Annotated in this window: 19 protein-coding genes and 1 pseudogene; 16 read left to right on the top strand and 4 right to left on the bottom strand. The window is 63.9% G+C overall.

What is annotated here, in order from left to right; genetic code table 11:
* Window positions 1–16: 16 nt before the first annotated feature.
* Entirely contained in the window at window positions 17–715 is a 699-nt protein-coding gene (locus HK436_RS10475; protein ID WP_173190104.1) for a DNA-3-methyladenine glycosylase family protein, read from the bottom strand.
* A gap of 77 nt (window positions 716–792) precedes the next feature.
* On the opposite strand from HK436_RS10475, the pseudogene gluQRS reads away from it, so the two are divergent.
* Window positions 793–1,668: pseudogene (gluQRS, locus tag HK436_RS10470) on the top strand (tRNA glutamyl-Q(34) synthetase GluQRS).
* Between the two features lie 169 nt (window positions 1,669–1,837).
* A complete protein-coding gene (locus tag HK436_RS10465) occupies window positions 1,838–2,701 on the top strand; it encodes a DMT family transporter (RefSeq protein WP_173189425.1) in 864 nt (287 codons plus the stop codon).
* A 7-nt stretch (window positions 2,702–2,708) separates the two neighbouring features.
* Here the strand turns inward: HK436_RS10465 and HK436_RS10460 are convergent, their stop codons facing one another.
* On the bottom strand, window positions 2,709–4,487 hold the full coding sequence (locus HK436_RS10460) for a methyl-accepting chemotaxis protein (RefSeq protein WP_173189423.1): 1,779 nt from the start codon (window positions 4,485–4,487) through the stop codon (window positions 2,709–2,711).
* A 186-nt stretch (window positions 4,488–4,673) separates the two neighbouring features.
* Window positions 4,674–5,528 carry a YihY/virulence factor BrkB family protein gene (locus HK436_RS10455; protein WP_173189421.1) on the bottom strand — a complete coding sequence of 285 codons (855 nt, stop codon included), beginning with the start codon at window positions 5,526–5,528 and terminating at the stop codon, window positions 4,674–4,676.
* A 51-nt stretch (window positions 5,529–5,579) separates the two neighbouring features.
* On the opposite strand from HK436_RS10455, the gene HK436_RS10450 reads away from it, so the two are divergent.
* The 12 genes from HK436_RS10450 (at window position 5,580) to HK436_RS10395 (ending at window position 16,509) form a co-directional block, all read left to right on the top strand.
* Entirely contained in the window at window positions 5,580–6,446 is an 867-nt protein-coding gene (locus tag HK436_RS10450) for an SDR family oxidoreductase (RefSeq protein WP_173189419.1), read from the top strand.
* Between the two features lie 19 nt (window positions 6,447–6,465).
* Window positions 6,466–6,657, top strand: coding sequence for a twin transmembrane helix small protein (locus tag HK436_RS10445; RefSeq protein WP_173189417.1), 192 nt, complete (start codon window positions 6,466–6,468; stop codon window positions 6,655–6,657).
* Between the two features lie 19 nt (window positions 6,658–6,676).
* Window positions 6,677–7,258 carry a cob(I)yrinic acid a,c-diamide adenosyltransferase gene (locus tag HK436_RS10440; protein ID WP_173189415.1) on the top strand — a complete coding sequence of 194 codons (582 nt, stop codon included), beginning with the start codon at window positions 6,677–6,679 and terminating at the stop codon, window positions 7,256–7,258.
* Window positions 7,259–7,288: 30 nt separating this feature from the next.
* Window positions 7,289–8,053, top strand: coding sequence for a rhomboid family intramembrane serine protease (locus HK436_RS10435; RefSeq protein WP_173189413.1), 765 nt, complete (start codon window positions 7,289–7,291; stop codon window positions 8,051–8,053).
* Window positions 8,054–8,266: 213 nt separating this feature from the next.
* Window positions 8,267–9,013, top strand: coding sequence for an electron transfer flavoprotein subunit beta/FixA family protein (locus HK436_RS10430; protein ID WP_173189411.1), 747 nt, complete (start codon window positions 8,267–8,269; stop codon window positions 9,011–9,013).
* Between the two features lie 25 nt (window positions 9,014–9,038).
* Window positions 9,039–9,968 carry an electron transfer flavoprotein subunit alpha/FixB family protein gene (locus HK436_RS10425; RefSeq protein WP_173189409.1) on the top strand — a complete coding sequence of 310 codons (930 nt, stop codon included), beginning with the start codon at window positions 9,039–9,041 and terminating at the stop codon, window positions 9,966–9,968.
* Between the two features lie 121 nt (window positions 9,969–10,089).
* Window positions 10,090–10,971: a 3-hydroxybutyryl-CoA dehydrogenase gene (locus HK436_RS10420; protein ID WP_173189407.1), complete on the top strand. Its 882-nt coding sequence runs from the start codon at window positions 10,090–10,092 to the stop codon at window positions 10,969–10,971.
* A 230-nt stretch (window positions 10,972–11,201) separates the two neighbouring features.
* A complete protein-coding gene (locus HK436_RS10415) occupies window positions 11,202–12,407 on the top strand; it encodes an ABC transporter substrate-binding protein (protein WP_173189405.1) in 1,206 nt (401 codons plus the stop codon).
* A 278-nt stretch (window positions 12,408–12,685) separates the two neighbouring features.
* Window positions 12,686–13,480 carry an ABC transporter ATP-binding protein gene (locus tag HK436_RS10410; protein WP_173189403.1) on the top strand — a complete coding sequence of 265 codons (795 nt, stop codon included), beginning with the start codon at window positions 12,686–12,688 and terminating at the stop codon, window positions 13,478–13,480.
* Window positions 13,477–14,181, top strand: coding sequence for an ABC transporter ATP-binding protein (locus tag HK436_RS10405; protein WP_173189401.1), 705 nt, complete (start codon window positions 13,477–13,479; stop codon window positions 14,179–14,181). The genes HK436_RS10410 and HK436_RS10405 overlap by 4 nt, the downstream gene beginning before the upstream one ends.
* 4 nt (window positions 14,182–14,185) lie before the next feature.
* Complete coding sequence (locus HK436_RS10400) at window positions 14,186–15,190, top strand: branched-chain amino acid ABC transporter permease (protein WP_173189399.1); 1,005 nt, start codon at window positions 14,186–14,188, stop codon at window positions 15,188–15,190.
* Entirely contained in the window at window positions 15,187–16,509 is a 1,323-nt protein-coding gene (locus HK436_RS10395; protein ID WP_173189397.1) for a branched-chain amino acid ABC transporter permease, read from the top strand. The genes HK436_RS10400 and HK436_RS10395 overlap by 4 nt, the downstream gene beginning before the upstream one ends.
* A gap of 201 nt (window positions 16,510–16,710) precedes the next feature.
* Here HK436_RS10395 and tlpA read toward each other — a convergent pair whose 3' ends face one another.
* Window positions 16,711–17,379: a thiol:disulfide interchange protein TlpA gene (gene tlpA / locus HK436_RS10390; RefSeq protein ID WP_173189395.1), complete on the bottom strand. Its 669-nt coding sequence runs from the start codon at window positions 17,377–17,379 to the stop codon at window positions 16,711–16,713.
* A 40-nt stretch (window positions 17,380–17,419) separates the two neighbouring features.
* Here tlpA and argH point away from each other — a divergent pair, with 40 nt between their 5' ends.
* On the top strand, window positions 17,420–18,841 hold the full coding sequence (argH, locus tag HK436_RS10385; protein WP_173189393.1) for an argininosuccinate lyase: 1,422 nt from the start codon (window positions 17,420–17,422) through the stop codon (window positions 18,839–18,841).
* A 34-nt stretch (window positions 18,842–18,875) separates the two neighbouring features.
* Window positions 18,876–19,088, top strand: coding sequence for a hypothetical protein (locus tag HK436_RS10380; protein ID WP_173189391.1), 213 nt, complete (start codon window positions 18,876–18,878; stop codon window positions 19,086–19,088).
* Window positions 19,089–19,092 lie beyond the last annotated feature (4 nt).

The raw sequence follows: 19,092 nt of genomic DNA, 5'->3' as shown, positions 1-19,092 counted from the left end.
CAGGAATGTGAAGCGGCTATTTCGCGCCGCAAAATTCCAAATCATGCTGTTTTTGCGGCTTTTTCGCCGTTTCGGTGGGCGGTGCAGCGTCCCGTCCGCGCAATTCGCGATAGTAGGCCCAGAAAAGCCGCGACGCGACGCCTCTCCAGGGCGTCCATGATTCGGCGATTCGGTAGAGCGTTTTCGCGTCGGGGCGGGGTTCGATAGCCAGCGCATGGCCGACGGCGGTCTGCAACGCGACGTCGTGAGCCGGGAAGATGTCGGGATGGCCGGCGCAGAACAGCAGGTAGACTTCCGCGGTCCACGGCCCGACGCCGTGCAGCGCGGTCAGCCGCGCCATCGCCTCGTCGGGATCCGCAGCGGCAAGGTGGTCGAGGTCGAGCCCGTCCTCGACAACCGCACGGGCTATCGCCAGCAGCGTCTTCTGTTTGGGCCGCGAGAGGCCGGCGGTGCGAAACGCCTGCTCGCCGGCCGCCAGCACGCCCGGCGCATCGAGCGGATCGACCAGCGCCACGAGCCTGCCCAGGATCGCGTCGGCGCTCGCCCGCGAAACCTGCTGCGAGACGATGATCGATACGAGGCTGGCAAAGCCCGGTTCCGACAGGCGCAGCGGCACCTCGCCGGCGGCAGCGACGACCGCTGACAGCCGGGGATCGATGGCCACCAACGCATCAAGCCCTGCGGCAATGTGTTCCAGCGTCTCGATCCTGCGCATCATTCGCCCTTGTTCTTGATTGCAGGCCACCGTAGCAATCGCGCGATGAACCTCACAATCCGATTGCCGACATTCTCATGACACGGCCGGTCTTCCGTTTCGCGCCGAGCCCCAATGGCGAACTGCATCTCGGCCACGCCTATTCGGCGCTGTTGAACGCGAGGCTTGCGCGCGAGACCGGCGGCCGCCTGCTGCTGCGGATCGAGGATATCGACATCGGCCGCTGCACCCCGGAATTCGAAGAGGCGATCTATCGCGATCTCGCCTGGCTCGGCATCGAATAGGAAGAACCCGTGCGCCGCCAGTCGGACCATTTCGCCGACTATGCCGAAGCCCTCGACCGGCTGATCGATGCGGGGCTTGCCTATCCCTCCTTCATGAGCCGGGGCGAGGCGCGCGCAATGATCGTCGAGGCTGAAGCCGTCGGCCGCGAATGGCCACGCGATCCGGATGGCGCGCCGCTGTTTCCGACGGCCGAGCGCAGTCTTTCGAGCAGGGAGCGACTTACCCGGATCGACGAGGGCGAGCCCTTTGCCTGGCGGCTGGATATCGAAGCGGCGCTCGCGCATGTCGCGCGTCCCATCCTGTGGGACGAGCAGGGCAGCGGCCCGGCAGGCGAGACCGGTTGCATCACAGCCGATCCGGCGGCATGGGGCGATGTCGTGATCGCGCGCAAGGAGGTGCCGACAAGCTACCACCTCGCCGTCGTGGTCGACGATGCGTTGCAGGGCATCACCCACGTGGTGCGCGGCCGTGACCTTTTTCACGCCACCGCCGTCCAGCGGCTGTTGCAGGAGCTGCTTGGGCTTTCTGCGCCGGTCTATCTGCACCACGACCTGGTGCTGGGAGACGACGGCCGAAAACTGTCCAAAAGCAGGAAGGACACCGGCCTCGCCGCGCTGCGTACCGCCGGCCTCACGCCGACGGACGTCACGCGCATGGTCGGTCTGTAGCGGCTGGCGCCTGGTTGACCGTTAGACGACACAGGAGCCTGCTCCGCCAAGGTGGCGTTGTAATCTTGCCTGTCAGTGACACGAAACCATTGGCTCAATTCTAATCCTTTGCTTGTCGCGGCGATCGGCACTAGAGCGGGCTGCCTGCCATCGATCCCAAGCCCGAGCCATGTCCCGCGCTGCAAGCTTCATTCCCGTTCTATTCGTGCTGCTCTGGGCAACCGGCTTCATTGGCGCCCGCTACGCGATGCCATGGTCGGAGCCGTTCAGCTTCCTCGCCGTACGCTTCGTGCTCGCGGCGGTCGTCTTGTTGCTGATCATGCTGGTGATGCGTTCGAAGAAGCTGCCTCCACGCAAGGCCGCGCATGCCGCATTTGCCGGCGCGCTGATCCACGGCGTCTATCTCGGGGGCGTGTTCTGGTCGATCCGGCATGGGCTGCCGGCCGGGCTTTCCGCTCTCATCATCGGGCTCCAGCCGCTGATCACCGCCGTCATGGCAGGCTGGGCGCTAGGCGAGCGTATCCTGCCCCGCCACTGGGCGGGGCTCGCCGCGGGCTTCCTCGGCATAGTGATTGTGCTGGCGCCGAAGATCGGCCAGGCAATCGGCGGCGTCACGCTGGCAACATTCCTGGCCTGCCTGGCCGGCGCGGTGGCGATCAGCGCCGGCACCGTGTGGCAGAAGAAGTTCGTATCCAACGCCGACCTCGTCACCGCGACGCTGTGGCAATATCTCGGCGCCGCCATGGTGATGGCCATCGGCTCATTCGCCTTCGAGACGCGCCAGTTCACGCTGACCGGCGAACTCGTCTTCGCCATGGCGTGGCTGGTGCTGGTACTGTCAATCGGTGCGATCTTCCTTCTGATGATGATGATCCGCGAGGGCGAGATGTCGAAGGTCTCGTCACTCTTCTACCTCGTGCCCGCGGTCACAGCCCTCATCGCGTGGGTGCTGTTCGGCGAAACGCTGACACCGGTCCAGCTCGTCGGCATGGCGATCACCACCATCGGCGTCGCGATGGCGACCCGCCGATAGGGACGCGTCAGAATTCCTCCCAGTCGTCACTTGCCAGCGCCGCGTTTCCGGCAAAGGCACTCTTCACCTGCCGAACGAGTTGCCGCGCGGGCGATGGCGCCGGTTGCGATTGCTGGGAAGCAGCAGGCGTTGCAGCCGCCTCACCCGTCTTGAACTGCGTCAGCAGGCTGAACAGCGATTGCGCCTCGCCCGCCAGCGAGTGGCTGGCTGCGGTCGATTCCTCAACCATTGCCGCATTCTGCTGCGTGCCCTGATCGATCGTGTTCACCGCGCGGTTGATCTCGGCGAGGCTGGTCGCCTGTTCGCGCGCGCCCTGCACGATGGCAGCGACGTTGGTGTTGATCTCCTGCACCTGCTGGACGATCTGCTCCAGCACCTTGCCGGTTTCTCCCACAAGTGAGACGCCGCGCTCGACCTGGCTCCCCGAGGTGCCGATCAGCTCCTTGATGTCCTTGGCCGCCATTGCCGACCGCTGCGCGAGTTCCCGCACCTCCTGCGCCACCACGGCAAAACCCCGTCCGGCCTCTCCTGCACGAGCGGCTTCGACGCCGGCATTGAGCGCCAGCAGGTTGGTCTGGAAGGCGATCTCGTCGATCATACCGATGATGTTGGAAATCTGCTGGGACGATGATTCGATCTCGCCCATGGCGGCAACCGCATTGCGCACCACGTCGGCCGAGCGTTCCGCATTCTCGCGCGTCTGCCGCACAAGGCTGCCCGCTTCCTCCGCCCGCTTGCTCGAATCCGAGACAGTCGCAGTAACCTGCTCGAGTGCCGCGGCAGTCTCCTCGACCGAGGCCGCCTGCTGCTCGGTCCGCCTCGAAAGGTCCGATGCGGCAGAGCGCACCTCCTCCGCACCGGCCGCGATCGACCTTGCATTATGGCCCACAGCCTGCATCGCTGCGCAGAGCTTGCCGACGGCCTCGTTGAAATCGGTCCTCACCTGCTCCATCGAGGGCACGAAGGCGCGCTCCAGTCGCTGCTCGAGGTCGCCCTCCGCAAGCGCGCGCAAGCCGCCTCCCAGCGCGACGACGGCGCTCATGCGCTCGCTGACGTCGGTTGCGAACTTCACCACCCTCACCACCTTGCCGTTAAGATCGACGATCGGGTTGTAGGCGGCCTGGATCCAGATTTCCTTGCCGCCCTTGCCGTAGCGCACGAATTCGTTGGCAATGAATTCGCCCCGGGCGAGCCTCGGCCAGAACTGGCGGTATTCGTCGCTTTGGGCATAGCCCGGATCGCAGAACATGCGGTGATGCCGGCCCTGGATTTCGGCAAGCTCATAGCCGAGCGTTTCGCAGAAATTGTCGTTGGCAGTGAGGATTTCGCCTTCAGGCGTGAACTCGATGACCGCCTGGGATTTCGAGATCGCCGCCAGCTTGCCGGCATCCTCGGCCGCTCGCTGCCGCGCCGCGGTAACGTCTGTGGCGAACTTGACCACCTTGTAGGGCTTACCGCGCCTGAACAGAGGATTGTAGGACGCCTCGATCCATATCTCCCGACCGCCCTTGCCGAAACGCTTGTACTGGCGCTGGTCGTATTCGCCGCGCGCCAATCGCGCCCAGAATTCGCGATATTCGGCACTGTCCGCTTCCGCCGGGTCTACGAACATCCGATGGTGGCGGCCGGCGATCTCCGACAATTCATAGCCCATCGCCGCGCAGAAATTGGCGTTCGCAAAGAGAATGTTGCCCGCGAGATCGAAGTGGATGACAGCCTGCGAGCGGTCGATGGCGGCTACGATGGCGCTGTCGTCGGACAGAAGCGCGGAAAGCAGCTTCGGCATGGCAAAGCCTTTCGGGTTCCGGTCTTAAAAGACCTTGCGACACTGGTCTCCAGCGCCTGAATCCACCGAAAAGCGGGCCTACCTGCCCGTCCGTTTTTGTTCGCCTCGCCCGCAACATAACTACCAGCGACAAGGTTAAACAATCGCTATTGCTTTGCCGACTTAAAGTTGGTGTCCGGTTGCAGACTACTGCGCCACCTTGGCGCGCGCATCGAGGTACCGCTTGATGGACGCGTTGAGCTCGCCGCCGAGGATGAAGATCGCCGACACGATGTAGAGGAACACCAGCGCGATCATGATCGAGGCCAGCCCCGCATAGGTCGAGGCATAGGTCGAGTAGTAGCTGAGATAGGTGGCGAACAGGGATGAACCGACCACCCAGAACACGAGCGTGAAGATCAGCCCGGGCACGATCTCGCGAAACCGGCGCTTGCCCGCCGGCAGCCAGAGATGCACCGCGATCAGCGCGAGAACGATGATGACAGCAGCAATCAGGATGCGCCACAGATTGATCGTACCGATATAGGGCTCGATCCACGGCAGGCGCTGCTGCGCGATGCCGATGGCGACCGGCAGCACGACGAGCAGCGACGAGACGACCAGAAAGCCGATCGTCGCCACCAGCACGAAGGCGAGGCTCTGCGCGCGCAGGAAGAAGATCGAGCGCCGGTCGAGCACCCGATAGGCCCGATTGAGCCCCACGCGCAACGCCTCGATGCCGTTGGAGGCGAAGAAGGCGGCCGCGAGGATGCCGATGGTCAGGAAATCGCCGCGCTGGATGGTCAGCACGCTCGACACCTCGCGAGCGATCGGCGCTGCGATCTCCTCCGGCCAGGTGTCGAAAATGAGATGCACGGCCGTTTCGGCAAAGGCATCGGCACCGAGAAAGCTCGCCAGCGACGTTGCGAAAATCAGGAAAGGAAACAGCGCCAGCAGGGCCGACAAGGCGAGATGGCTGGCGAGCGCCCACCCGTCATCATAGTTGAAATGTCCGATGGCGTCGCCGAGGACGCGTTTGATGATAACCAGTCTGCGCAGCATTTTTCCGGCCGATTGTATCGCACGTGCGAATATGGGAAGGGAATCGCCTTCATGGCAAGCATCGATACAGATACGAAGCAACAGGCTGACAAGTTGCGCACAATCATTGTCACCGGCGCCTCGTCCGGCATCGGCGCTTATTGCGCACGCGCGCTCAAGCGTGATGGCTGGCGGGTGTTCGCAACGGCGCGCAAGCCTGAAGACATTGCAGCCCTGGAGGCCGAGGGCATCGAGGCCCTGTTCCTCGACTACCGCGACCCCGCCTCGATCGAGGCGCTCGTTGCGGAGGTGACGACCCGTACGGGCGGACGTCTCGACGCCCTCTACAACAACGGAGCCCACGCGCAGGCCGGCGCGGTCGAAGACCTGCCCGTGGAGGCGTTGCGAGAGCAGTTCGAGGCCAATTTCTTTGGCTGGCACGACCTAACGCGGCGGATCGTGCCGGTCATGCGGGCGCAGGGGCATGGCCGCATCGTTCACTGTTCCTCGATACTGGGCCTCCTGCCGGTCAAATATCGCGGCGCTTACACAGCGTCGAAATTCGCGCTCGAGGGGCTGATGCTGACGCTTCGGTCGGAACTCGACGGATCCGGCATCGAGGTCTCGATGATCGAGCCCGGCCCGATCGAATCGAAATTGCCGTCGAACGGCCTTGCCTGGTTCGAGCGATACATCGATGTCGAGGCATCGCCACACCGGCCGGACTACGAGGCACAACTGGCGCGGCTACGTCAGGGCGGCGTCAGGTCGCGGATGAAACTCGGGCCCGACGCGGTATATGCAGTTCTCAAACATGCGCTGGAAAGCCCGCGCCCACGGCCGCATTACCTGGTCACGACGCCGGCAAAGATAGGCGCGCTGCTCAAGCGGCTGCTGCCGGCGTCCGTGCTATACCGCTTCCTTGCCAACCGCGCCTGAACGAGATCGGAAACCAACCATGTCGACAGCCTTCAACATCATCGCCATCCTCTTCATGGTCGCCGTGGTGATCGTGCTTATCCGTGGCCTCATGAACATGCTGCGTGGCGGGTCCGGCAACACCTCCAACAAGCTGATGCAGGCTCGCGTGCTGCTTCAGTTCTTCGCGCTCGTGTTCATTCTGCTTGCGCTCTATTTCTCGCGCGGCTGAACGATCGGGGAACTGCAAGATGGTCGTACTCAACAAGATCTACACCCGCACCGGAGATGACGGCACGACGGCGCTGGGCTCCGGCGAGCGGCGGCCTAAATACGACCTGCGGGTTACCTCCTACGGGACGGTGGACGAGGCCAATGCGTGCATCGGCATGGCGCGGCTCCATACCGCGAGCGCCCATGCGGAGATCGACGCGATGCTCGGCCGCATCCAGAACGATCTTTTCGATCTCGGGGCAGACCTCGCTACGCCCGATACCGGGCAGGACCTCGGCTACGAGCCGCTACGCATCGTCGCCTCGCAGGTGGCGCGGCTGGAGGCCGACATCGACACGTTGAACCGCAACATCAAGCCGCTGCGCACCTTCGTCCTGCCCGGCGGCTCACCAGCAGCGGCCGCGCTTCATCTCGCGCGCACGGTCGCACGCCGCGCTGAGCGTCTGATGGTCGAACTGTCGCTGAAGGATGGTGAAACCGTCGGGGCGGAAGCGATCAAATACATCAATCGCGTCTCCGATTTCCTGTTCGTCGCCGCCCGCGCCGTCAATGACAATGGCGAAAGCGATGTGTTATGGGTGCCGGGACAAAACAGATAGCCCCAGTGCCGAGGCGGGGCGCGGGGGAACATGTTCATACCGCTTCATGACGCCAACACGCTCAAGCGCATCCGCCTTCAATATGTAACGCTGGGCCTCATCGCCGCCAACTGCCTCGTCTACCTGCTGACGGCGGTCGCGAGCGAGCAGTTCATCGAAGCAACCGTGATCGGGCTGGGCTACATACCGGCGACCTTGTTCGACAATGTCGTGCGCCCGCCCAATCTGGTTCTTGTGCCGGACCAGGCGACCTACATCACCTATTCATTCCTGCACGGCGACATCTTCCATCTGGGCGGCAACATGCTGTTTCTTTGGGTGTTCGGCGACAATGTCGAGGATGCGCTCGGCCATTTCAGGTTCCTGATCTTCTATCTGGCCTGTGCGGCCGCCGGCGCGTTCATGCACGGCCTGCTCGTGCCGACCTCCCACGCACCGCTGATCGGCGCTTCGGGTGCCGTCGCCGGCATCATCGCCGCCTACCTGATCCTGCATCCGCGCGTGAAAGTTTGGGTGCTCGCCTTCGGTCGCGTGCCGCTGCGCCTTCCAGCCTGGATCCTGCTGGCGCTGTGGATCCTGTTTCAGTTCGCGATGATCGCGCTAGACGGCGAGGGCGAAGTGTCTTGGGCGGCCCATGTCGGCGGCATCATCGCCGGCGCAGTGCTCGTGCTGGTGCTGCGCCGGCGCGACGTTCCGCTGCTGGACCAGACAGTGGTCACGCCGAAAGCAGCCGAGGTTGAAAGGCCCGCGCCACCACCGCCGGCCGAAGCACCCTCGCCTTGGGGCAGGCGCTGACGGCCCGCTGCACAATTCAAACGGTTTGAGCCGGCAGCGGATATTGACGCTGGCGCGACGGATGACTACAGCCTCATGCGGCCACGGCACGCATTGCCCGGCGGGCGGCGCGACGTGCTGAGTTTCGTCCCGACGATGTCGGTATCCGGCAAGCGATCGGCATGAGGGGCTGCTACGCAGCTCCGACAAAAATCTCGGAAAGGTCTCACGCGCATGAAAGTTCTTGTCCCTGTCAAGCGGGTTGTCGACTACAACGTGAAGATCCGCGTCAAGTCGGACGGATCGGGCGTCGAACTCGCAAATGTGAAGATGTCGATGAACCCCTTCGACGAAATTGCCGTCGAAGAGGCGATCCGTCTGAAGGAAGCGGGCAAGGTCGAGGAGATCGTCGTCGTGTCTATCGGCCCGGCGCAGGCGCAGGAGACGATCCGCACCGCACTCGCCATGGGCGCCGACCGCGGCATTCTGGTCAAGATCGAAGAGACCACCGAGCCGCTCACCGTTGCGAAGCTCCTGAAGGGCATCGTCGACGAGGAAAAGCCGGAGCTCGTCATTCTGGGCAAACAGGCAATTGACGACGACGCCAACCAGACCGGCCAGATGCTGGCGGCACTTCTCGGCTGGTCGCAGGGCACCTTTGCCTCCAAGGTCGAGATCGACGGCGGCAAGGCCAAGGTCACCCGCGAGGTCGACGGCGGCCTGCAGACGGTGGAGCTGTCGATGCCGGCCATCGTGACCACCGATCTGCGCCTGAACCAGCCGCGCTACGCTTCGCTGCCCAACATCATGAAAGCGAAGAAGAAGCCGCTCGACGAGAAGTCGGCCGCCGATTACGGCGTCGATGCGTCGCCGCGCCTCAAAGTGCTGAAGACCGAGGAGCCAGGCGGCCGCAAGGCGGGCGTCAAGGTCAAGGACGTCGCCGAGCTGGTGTCGAGCCTGAAGTCCGCAGGCGTCCTCTAGGGTCCGGAAAAGGGAGATTATCGATATGGCCATTCTTCTCGTTGCCGAGCACGACAACGCAACCGTTTCCGACCAGACCGCCAAGGCGCTGAGCGCTGCACTGGCGATCGGCTCCGACGTAGACATTCTTGTCGCCGGCAAGGGCGCCAAGGCTGCCGCCGACGCCGCCGCCAAGCTCAAGGGCGCACGCAAGGTTCTGCTGGCCGAGTCCGATGAGCTTGAGCATCGCCTTGCCGAGCCGACCGCGGCCCTCGTCGTGTCGCTCGCCGACGGCTACGACGCGCTGGTCGCGCCGGCCACCACGATGGGCAAGAACGTGATGCCGCGCGTCGCAGCCCTGCTCGACGTCATGCAGGTGTCGGAGATCATAGAGGTCGTCTCGCCCGACACGTTCAAGCGCCCGATTTATGCCGGCAACGCCATCCAGACCGTGCAGTCGACCGACGCCAAGAAGGTCATCACGGTCCGCACGGCCTCCTTCCAGGCGGCAGGCGAAGGCGGCTCCGCTGCGGTGGAGACCGTTTCGGCGGCCGCCAATCCGGGTCTTTCGACCTTCGTCGAGAACAAGCTCTCGGAGAGCGATCGTCCGGAGCTTACCTCGGCCAAGATCATCATCTCGGGCGGGCGCGCGCTGGGCTCTTCGGAAAAGTTCCAGGAAGTCATCCTGCCTGTCGCCGACAAGCTGGGTGCCGCGGTGGGCGCGTCCCGCGCCGCGGTGGATGCCGGCTACGCGCCGAACGACTGGCAGGTCGGCCAGACCGGCAAGGTCGTGGCGCCTGAGCTCTACATCGCCGTCGGCATCTCCGGCGCGATCCAGCACCTGGCCGGCATGAAGGACTCCAAGGTGATCGTCGCCATCAACAAGGACGAGGAAGCCCCGATCTTCCAGGTGGCCGACTACGGTCTCGTCGGCGACCTCTTCACTGTTCTGCCGGAACTCGAAAAGGCGCTTTGACGCACCGCCGACCGGCGTATTAATTTGTGAAGGGCGGGGTAGACAGAAGTCACCCCGCCCTTTTAGTTTGCACCGCAACAAAAGCACGGCCGAAAAACGGCCCGACCACGGGATCAGCGTCATGACTGGCAAGATCGGAACGGTAGGCATCATCGGCGCCGGCCAGATGGGCGGCGGCATCGCCCACGTAGCGGCCCAGGCAGGCTACAAGGTCAAGCTCTACGACATCTCGCCCGAGCGCATCGAGAACGGCATCGCCACGATCAACGGCAACATGGCCAGGCAGGTCTCGTCCGGCAAGATGGAGGAGGAGGTGCGCAAGGCCGCACTCGCCAACATCTCCGCAGCTCCGACACTAGAGGATCTCGCAGGCGTCGATCTCGTCATCGAGGCGGCGACCGAGGACGAGACCGTCAAGCGCAAGATTTTCGCCCAGCTCTGCCCGATCCTCAATCCCGAAGCACTGCTGGCGACCAATACCTCGTCGATCTCGATCACGCGCCTTGCCGCGCAGACCGACCGGCCGGAGCGCTTCATCGGCATTCATTTCATGAACCCCGTGCCGGTGATGAAGCTGGTCGAGCTGGTGCGCGGCATCGCCACCGAGGATTCGACCTTCGAGACTGCGCGCGAATTCGTCCAGAATCTCGACAAGACGATCACGGTGGCCGAGGACTTCCCGGCCTTCATCGTCAATCGCATCCTGCTGCCGATGATCAACGAGGCGATCTACACGCTCTACGAGGGCGTAGGCTCGGTGGAAGCCATCGACACGGCGATGAAGCTGGGCGCCAACCATCCGATGGGTCCGCTGCAGCTTGCGGATTTCATCGGCCTCGATACCTGCCTGTCGATCATGCAGGTTCTGTATGACGGTCTCGCGGATTCCAAGTACCGCCCCTGCCCGCTACTGGTGAAATATGTCGAGGCCGGCTGGCTCGGTCGCAAGGCCGGACGCGGCTTCTACGATTATCGCGGCGAGCATCCCGTCCCGACCCGCTGAGCCAAGGCACGGCGCTACCCACAATTGCAGCGCGCAAAACCGCGCCCCTGGTGACAGGGTCGCTGCTCCTTTCGTGCGCCCGTTAGCCAATTTCCGTTTTGTTTTCGCGGCTTGACCGTTCCCGGCTTTACAAAGCCGCGGCGCGGTAAGAGTATCGGCCTCAATCCAGCCCTAGCGGGGGCCGGGCCAAAAACAAGACGCACAAACACGACCAAGTGGAGGTTTTTCGTATGTCATCCAGAACTCGCAACGCGCTTGCCGCGTCCGTCGCCGGCGCGCTCCTTTTTGCCGCGTCCGCCGTCGCGCAGGCGCAGGAAGTGAAGGTCGGCATCATCCTGGGCTTCACCGGCCCGCTCGAAAGCATCACGCCCGGAATGGGCGGCAGCGCCGAGCTCGCGCTGAAGGAAGTCAACGACAGCGGCCTGTTCCTAGACGGCCAGACGCTGGTGCCGGTCCGCGCGGACTCGACCTGCATCGACAACGCTGCCGCGACGGCCGCTGCCGAGCGCCTCGTCACCACCGAGAACGTTGCCGCCATCATGGGCGCCGACTGCTCGGGCGTGACCATCGGTATCGTCAACAACGTCGCGGTGCCGAACGGTGTCGTGATGGTTTCGCCGTCGGCGACCTCACCGGCGCTGACCGACATCGAGGACAACGACTACTTCTTCCGCACCGCGCCTTCCGACGCGCGTCAGGGCGAAGTGCTGACCGAGGTGATCCGTTCATACGATATCGATTCCGTCGCGGTGAGCTACACCAACAACGACTACGGCAAGGGCTTCTCGGACTCCTTCGTCGCTGCCTTCGAGGCGGCCGGCGGCACGGTGACGATCGCTGCCCCGCATGACGACGGCAAGGGCGACTACTCGGCCGAGGTCGGCGCGCTCGCAGCCGCCGGCGGCGACGTTCTCGTCGTACTCGGCTATGTCGATCAGGGCGGTGTCGGCATCATCCGCTCGGCCGTCGACACCGGCGCGTTCGACCGCTTCGCGCTCGGCGACGGCATGTACGGCCAGAGCCTCATCGACGCGATGGGCGACAGCATCGAAGGCACGATCGGCGTGATCCCCGGTGCCGAGGGTGAGGGTTCGGCCAAGTTCGCTGAAGCTGCGAAGGCTGCGGGCCTCGACCCGACGAGCTCCTACACCGGCGAAAGCTACGATGCCGCTGCGCTGATCGCGCTGGCCATGCAGAAGGCAGGCTCCACGGACCGCACGGCGATCCGCGACGCGATGCTTGAGGTCGCCAACGCACCGGGCGAGCAGATCATTGCGGCAGACCTCGCCAAGGGCCTGCAGATCCTCAAGGACGGCGGTGACATCGACTATGTCGGCGCAACCAATGTCGAGCTGATCGGCCCCGGTGAAGCGGCCGGAACCTACCGCGAGTACATCATCGAAAACGGTGAGTTCAAGACGGTCCAGTTCCGCTAAGCCAGCGTAAGACGACAAGACCCGGCCTCCCCGCGAGGCCGGGTTTTTCGCACATGGAGCATGCGGCAGCCGGGTGGGTGCCACAACGACATCTGGATAAATGCGGACTGAAAGCGCAGTATAACGCTGCGTAAGGCGCTACATTTTCGCACATAAGATGCGAAAATCTGACAAATCGGCCGCTCGCAGCTTGCTTTTTCCAAGGATTCAAGGGCAGAAGGCCCGCGTTTCATTCCAGGCAACGAGAACAAGAGCCGCAAACGGCTCAGGGGAACCGAATGATCCGTGTAGACGATCTGCATATGCATTTCGGAGGTATCAGGGCGGTTGACGGGGCGAGCATCGAGATCGCCAAAGGTTCGATCACCGGCCTGATCGGTCCGAACGGCGCCGGCAAGACCACGCTCTTCAATGTCATCGCCGGCCATTACAAGCCGTCCTCCGGAACGGTCTGGCTGGGCGATGAGGACATAACCGGCCTCACCCCGCACGAGCTGTTCCACAAGGGGCTGCTGCGCACATTCCAGATCGCGCATGAATTCTCCACACTGACCGTCCGCGAGAACCTCATGATGGTTCCCGACCAGCAGCCGGGCGAAAGCCTCGTCGACGTCTGGCTTCGCCCATCAAAGTGCGCACGCGAGGAAGAGGTGCGTGCCCGTGCCGACGAGGTGATCGAGTTCCTCGAGATTTCGCATGTCGCCGACGAGTTCGCCGGCAACCTTTCCGGCGGCCAGAAGAAGCTGCTCGAGCTCGGCCGCACTATGATGGTCGATGCCAAGATCGTGTTCCTCGACGAGGTGGGCGCCGGCGTCAACCGCACGCTGCTCAACACGCTGGGCGACGCCATCATCCGCCTCAACAAAGAGCGCGGCTATACGTTCTGCATGATTGAGCACGACATGGATTTCATCGGCCGCCTGTGCGACCCGGTCATCGTGATGGCCGAGGGCAAGGTGCTGATCGAGGGCTCGGCCGAGGAGGTCAAGGCCGACGAGCAGGTGATCGAGGCCTATCTGGGCCGCGGTCTCAAGAATAGGCCTGCGAAGAAGTCGAAGGGAGGCAGTGCATGAGCTTCCTGATCGGCGAGGCGATGACCGGCGGCTATGGTGGCGCCGACATCCTGCATTCCTGCACCATCGCTGTCGAAAAAGGCGAGATCGCCGTCATCGTCGGGCCCAACGGCGCCGGCAAGTCCACCGCCATGAAGGCGATGTTCGGCATGCTCGGCCTGCGCGAAGGTCGCGTGATGCTGGGCGACCGCGACATCACCGCCCTTTCCCCGCAGGACCGAGTCAAGGCCGGCATGGGTTTCGTGCCCCAGACCTCCAACGTCTTCGTCACCATGAGCGTGCAGGAGAACCTGGAGATGGGCGCCTATATCCGCCAGGACGATTTCTCCGATACCATGGCGCAGGTCTTCGACCTGTTCCCCATCCTGAAGGAAAAGCGCCGCCAGCCGGCGGGCGAGCTCTCCGGTGGCCAACGCCAGCAGGTTGCAGTCGGCCGCGCTCTGATGACCCGGCCGAGTGTGTTGATGCTCGACGAGCCGACCGCCGGCGTATCGCCCATCGTCATGGACGAACTGTTCGACCGTATTCTTGAAGTGGCGGCCACCGGCATCGCCATCCTGATGGTCGAGCAGAACGCACGCCAGGCTCTCGCCATTGCCGATCGCGGCTACGTCCTGGTGCAGGGCAGCAACCGTTTCACAGACACCGGGGAGGCCTTGCTTGCCAACCCGGAAGTCCGCGCATCGTTCCTGGGAGGCTGAGGTCATGGAAGGTTTCCTCAACGCCCTGGTGGTGTTCGCAAACTTCGTCTTCATTCCGGGCCTCGCCTATGGCGCGCAGCTCGCGCTCGGCGCGCTGGGCGTCACGCTCGTGTTCGGTATCCTGCGCTTCTCCAACTTCGCCCACGGCGACCTGATGGCATTCGGCACCATGATTACGATTCTGGTGACGTGGTGGCTGATCGGCATGGGCGTCACCCTCGGCCCGCTGCCTACTGCTCTCCTGGCGCTGCCGGTGGGCATCATCGGCGCCGTCGCCATGGCGCTGCTGATCGACCGCCTCGTCTTTCGCTTCTACCGCAAGCAGAAATCGGCAGGCATCGTCTTCGTCATGGCCTCGGTCGGCGTCATGTTCGTGCTCAACGGCATCGTTCGCCTGATCATCGGCCCCAACGACCAGCGGTTTGCCGACGGCGAACGCTTCCTCGTCACCGTGCGCGGCTTCCGCGAATATACGGGGCTCGCCGAGGGGCTGGCGATCCGCCTGCCGGTGGCGATCACCGTGATCGTCGCCGTCATCGTCGTCGCCGCGCTGTTCTGGTTCCTGCAATATTCGCGCACGGGCAAGGCAATGCGCGCCTATTCGGACAATGAGGACCTGGCGCTGCTGTCGGGCATCAATCCCGACAAGGTCGTCATGGTGACCTGGATAATCGCGGCAGCGCTCGCGACGATCGCAGGCGTGCTTTACGGCCTCGACAAGAGCTTCCGGCCCTTCACTTACTTCCAGCTCCTTCTGCCGATCTTCGCCGCGGCCATCGTCGGCGGCATCGGCCAGCCGCTAGGCGCGATCGCCGGCGGCTTCGTGGTCGCCTTCTCCGAAGTGACGCTGACCTATGCCTACAAGCGGGTGCTGGAGTATCTCGGGTTCCAGCCGGAAGGGCTCGTCCAGCTCCTGTCGACCGAATACAAGTTCGCCATCTCCTTCGTCATCCTCGTCCTCGTGCTTCTGATAAGGCCGACCGGCATCTTCAAGGGGCGCGTGCTATGAGCAACCGCGAGCGCATCATCTATCTCTACGGCGCGATGGCGATCCTGCTCGTCACGGTAGGCGTTTTCCAGAGCTGGACCCTGAGCCTCACGATCCTGAACCTATGCCTGATCTCTGCGATCATGTCGCTGGGCGTGAACATGCAGTGGGGCTATGCCGGCCTGTTCAATGTCGGCATCATGGGGTTTGCAGCACTCGGCGGGCTCGCCGGCGTGATCGTCTCCATGCCGCCGATACCGGGCGCCTGGTCGGCCGGCGGCGTCGGCATCGGCCTGTCGCTTCTGGCGTTGGTGGGCACGGTGGGCATCGCCGTCTTCGTGCGCGGGCGCACCTCCGGCAGCGTGCGCACACTGGCGACCCTCGCCATCGCGGTGATCGGCTATTTCGTCATTCGCCGCTTCTTCGATCCCGCTGTCTCGGCCATCGAGAGCTTCGATGCCGCGCGCACCGGTTATCTCGGCGGTCTCGGCATGCCCATCATCTTCTCGTGGCTGGTAGGCGGCGTCTTCGCGGCGGGTGCGGCATGGCTGGTCGGCAAGATCGCGCTCGGCCTGCGGGCAGATTACCTCGCCATCGCCACGCTGGGCATTTCCGAGATCATCATCGCCTTCATGCGCAACGAGGAGTGGCTGACGCGCGGCGTCAAGAACGTGTCGGGCCTGCCGCGCCCCGTTGCCTACGAGGTGCAGCTTCAACAGGCGCAATGGTTCGTCGACCTGTCCACGCGACTGGGAATCGATCCGATCTCGTTCTCGTCGATCTACGTTCGGCTCTCCTACGCATTGCTCTTCGCCGTCGTGCTCATTGTCCTGATGTGGCTGGCGGAGAAGGCACTCAACTCGCCCTGGGGCCGCATGATGCGCGCCATTCGCGACAACCGCGACGCAGCAGAAGCGATGGGCAAGGACGTGACCGGCCGTCACCTCCAGATATTCGTGCTCGGCTCTGCCGTCGTCGGCATTGCGGGCGCGATGCTCACCACGCTCGACGGTCAGTTCACGCCGGGTCAGTACAACCCGTTGCGCTTCACCTTCCTGATCTGGGTGATGGTGATCGTCGGCGGCTCCGGCAACAACTGGGGCGCGGTGCTGGGCGGCTTCCTGATCTGGTTCATCTGGGTCGAGGCGGAACCCGTGGGCGGCTGGCTGATGTCTGTCATCACGGCCGGCATGGCGACGACCAACCCGGTCCGGCTGCACCTCGCCGATGCCGCGCCATACATGCGGCCGCTTCTGATGGGCGTGATCCTGCTTGTGGTGCTGCGCTTCGCCCCGCGCGGCCTGATACCGGAACGTTCCGCGATGGCGGCGCGAAAGTGACGTGAAACCCGTCTTCCCGGAAGCCGGAGCGTAGCGAAGGCTATCCGGGACCCATTGAGCAGCGCGGCCGGGTTGCGGGTTCTCGCGACGGCGATGACATGCGGCACATCCTGAACCGGGCCATGCTCCACGATTTCTGGACCAATGGGGTCCCGGCTCTCCCTCGCTACGCTCGGTTGGCCGGGATGACGGCTACGTTCTTTACATCGCCGCTTCGATGAGGCGCTTGGCGTCGTCGCTGGCCCATTCGGCAGGTCCGTTCATGTGGCCGATCATGCAGCCTTCGTCGTCGACCAGCAGCGTCACCGGCAGGCCAAGCGCCAGCCCGCGCCGCTTGAGTTCGTTGAACAGGCCGAGCGTCGAATCCCGATAGTAGCCAAGCGCGTCCACCTTCGTTTCCTCTAGGAACCGCTTGGGCTTCTCGTCGCTGCCCGTGTCGACGTTGACAGCCACCACCTCGAAGGCATCGCTTCCCATATCCTTCTGGAGCTGGTTCAGCGCGGGCATCTCCTCGCGGCATGGCGCGCACCAAGTCGCCCAGAGATTGACCAGCAGCGTCTTGCCGGACAGGTCGGCAAGCGTCATCGGGCTTCCGTCCGGGGCATTGAAGGCGAGATCCTTGACCGACTGCGGCGGGTTGGCGGCCAGTATCGCCGCGACCTCGCCGCGGGCTGCTGCATCCACGGCCTCGAGCGTTTCGGCCTTAGCCTGACAGGCCGCAGTGTCCGCATCGAGCGCGGCAACCTGCTGCGGATTGTTGCCAGAAGGTGCGCCCATCACGTATACGCCGATCGCACCGACAGTGACGCCAGCCACGATTGCAAGCGTGATCAGCCGTCCGGTCGGTAGATGGAATTTGCCGTTTGCCATCAGTCAGTCCACTCAGTCCTTCGGGAGCCCCGTTATCACCATGAGCGAGAAAAAGGCCAGCAATCAGATGTGGGGCGGACGATTTGCCTCGGGTCCCGCAGCGGTGATGGAAGCGATCAACGCCTCGATCGGCTTCGACAGGAAGCTCTACGCACAGGACATCCGCGGCTCGATCGCTCACTCCGAGATGTTGGCGGAAACAGGCATAATATCTGCCGACGATCAAAAGAAGATCGCTCACGGGCTGAACACGATCCTGTCAGAGATCGAGGCGGGCACTTTCAAGTTCTCGGCCAGGCTTGAGGATATTCACATGAATGTCGAGGCGCGGCTGGCCGACCTGATCGGCCCTTCGGCAGGCCGCCTGCATACGGCACGCTCGCGCAACGACCAGGTGGCGCTCGATTTCCGGCTATGGGTCAAGGAGGAGCTTCAGCGCACCGACGTGGCGCTGGTTGGCCTGATAGAGGCGTTCCTCGACCGCGCGCAGGATCATGCTGCCACCGTCATGCCCGGCTTCACCCATCTCCAGACAGCTCAGCCGGTCACCTTCGGGCACCATTGCATGGCCTATGTGGAAATGTTCGCGCGCGACCTTTCGCGCGTGCGCGACGCCATCGAGCGCATGGACGAGTCGCCGCTGGGTGCGGCAGCGCTTGCCGGCACCGGCTTTGCCATCGACCGCCACCGTACGGCCAGGGCGCTCGGCTTCCGCGAGCCCACCCGCAATTCCATAGACAGCGTGTCCGACCGCGATTTCGCGCTGGAATACCTGTCGCTGGCAGCCATCTGCGCCACCCATTTGTCGCGGCTGGCGGAAGAGATCGTCATCTGGTCGACGCCGCAGTTCGGCTTCGTGCGACTGTCCGACCAGTTCTCGACCGGCTCCTCGATCATGCCGCAGAAGAAGAACCCCGACGCCGCCGAGCTGGTGCGCGCCAAGACCGGCCGCGTCAACGGCCACCTCATCGCGCTGCTCACGGTCATGAAGGGCCTGCCGCTCGCCTATTCCAAGGACATGCAGGAAGACAAGGAAGCCGTCTTCGACGCCGCCGAGACGCTCGACCTGATGCTGGCGGCAATGACCGGCATGGTAGGCGACATGGAGATCAACGCAGCCTCGATGAAGCGGGCCGCCGGCTCCGGCTATTCGACCGCGACCGATCTCGCCGACTGGCTGGTACGCGAGGCCGGACTACCATTCCGCGAAGCGCACCATGTCACAGGCCGGGCCGTTGCCGCCGCCGAAGCCCGCAAGGTTGCGCTCGAAAAGCTGTCGCTGGAGGAGCTGCAGGAAATCGACAGCCGCATCACTGCGGACGTGTTCGGCGTGCTTTCCGTCGCCGCCTCCGTCAAGAGCCGCTCGTCCTTCGGCGGCACCGCCCCGCAGGAGGTGCGTCGTCAGGTGCGCTACTGGCGCAAGCGCTTGAAACGGGATGCATCGGCAGCAAAACTCCGCTAGAAACACCGCACACTCAATTGCACGGACAGGCAGGATGCACGCCGGAACCCTTATCAGAACGACACTTCTGCTGGCGGCGATCGGCGTTGCCGTGACCGCCTGCGGCCGCCGTCCAGGCACGCTCGACACGCCTTACGAAGCGGCCCGCGACGCGCGCGAGGAAGCCCGGCGCAACGATCAGCCGCTGCCGCCAGAGCCAAAGCCGCCGGTTCAGGATCGCAAATTCTTCCTCGACGGCCTGATCTAGAAAG

This window comes from Neoaquamicrobium sediminum (assembly GCF_013240295.1).
Classification (GTDB): Bacteria; Pseudomonadota; Alphaproteobacteria; order Rhizobiales; family Rhizobiaceae; genus Aerobium; species Aerobium sediminum.
The sequence above is the reverse complement of the archived record's forward strand: the minus strand, read 5'-3'. Positions and strand labels throughout refer to the sequence as shown.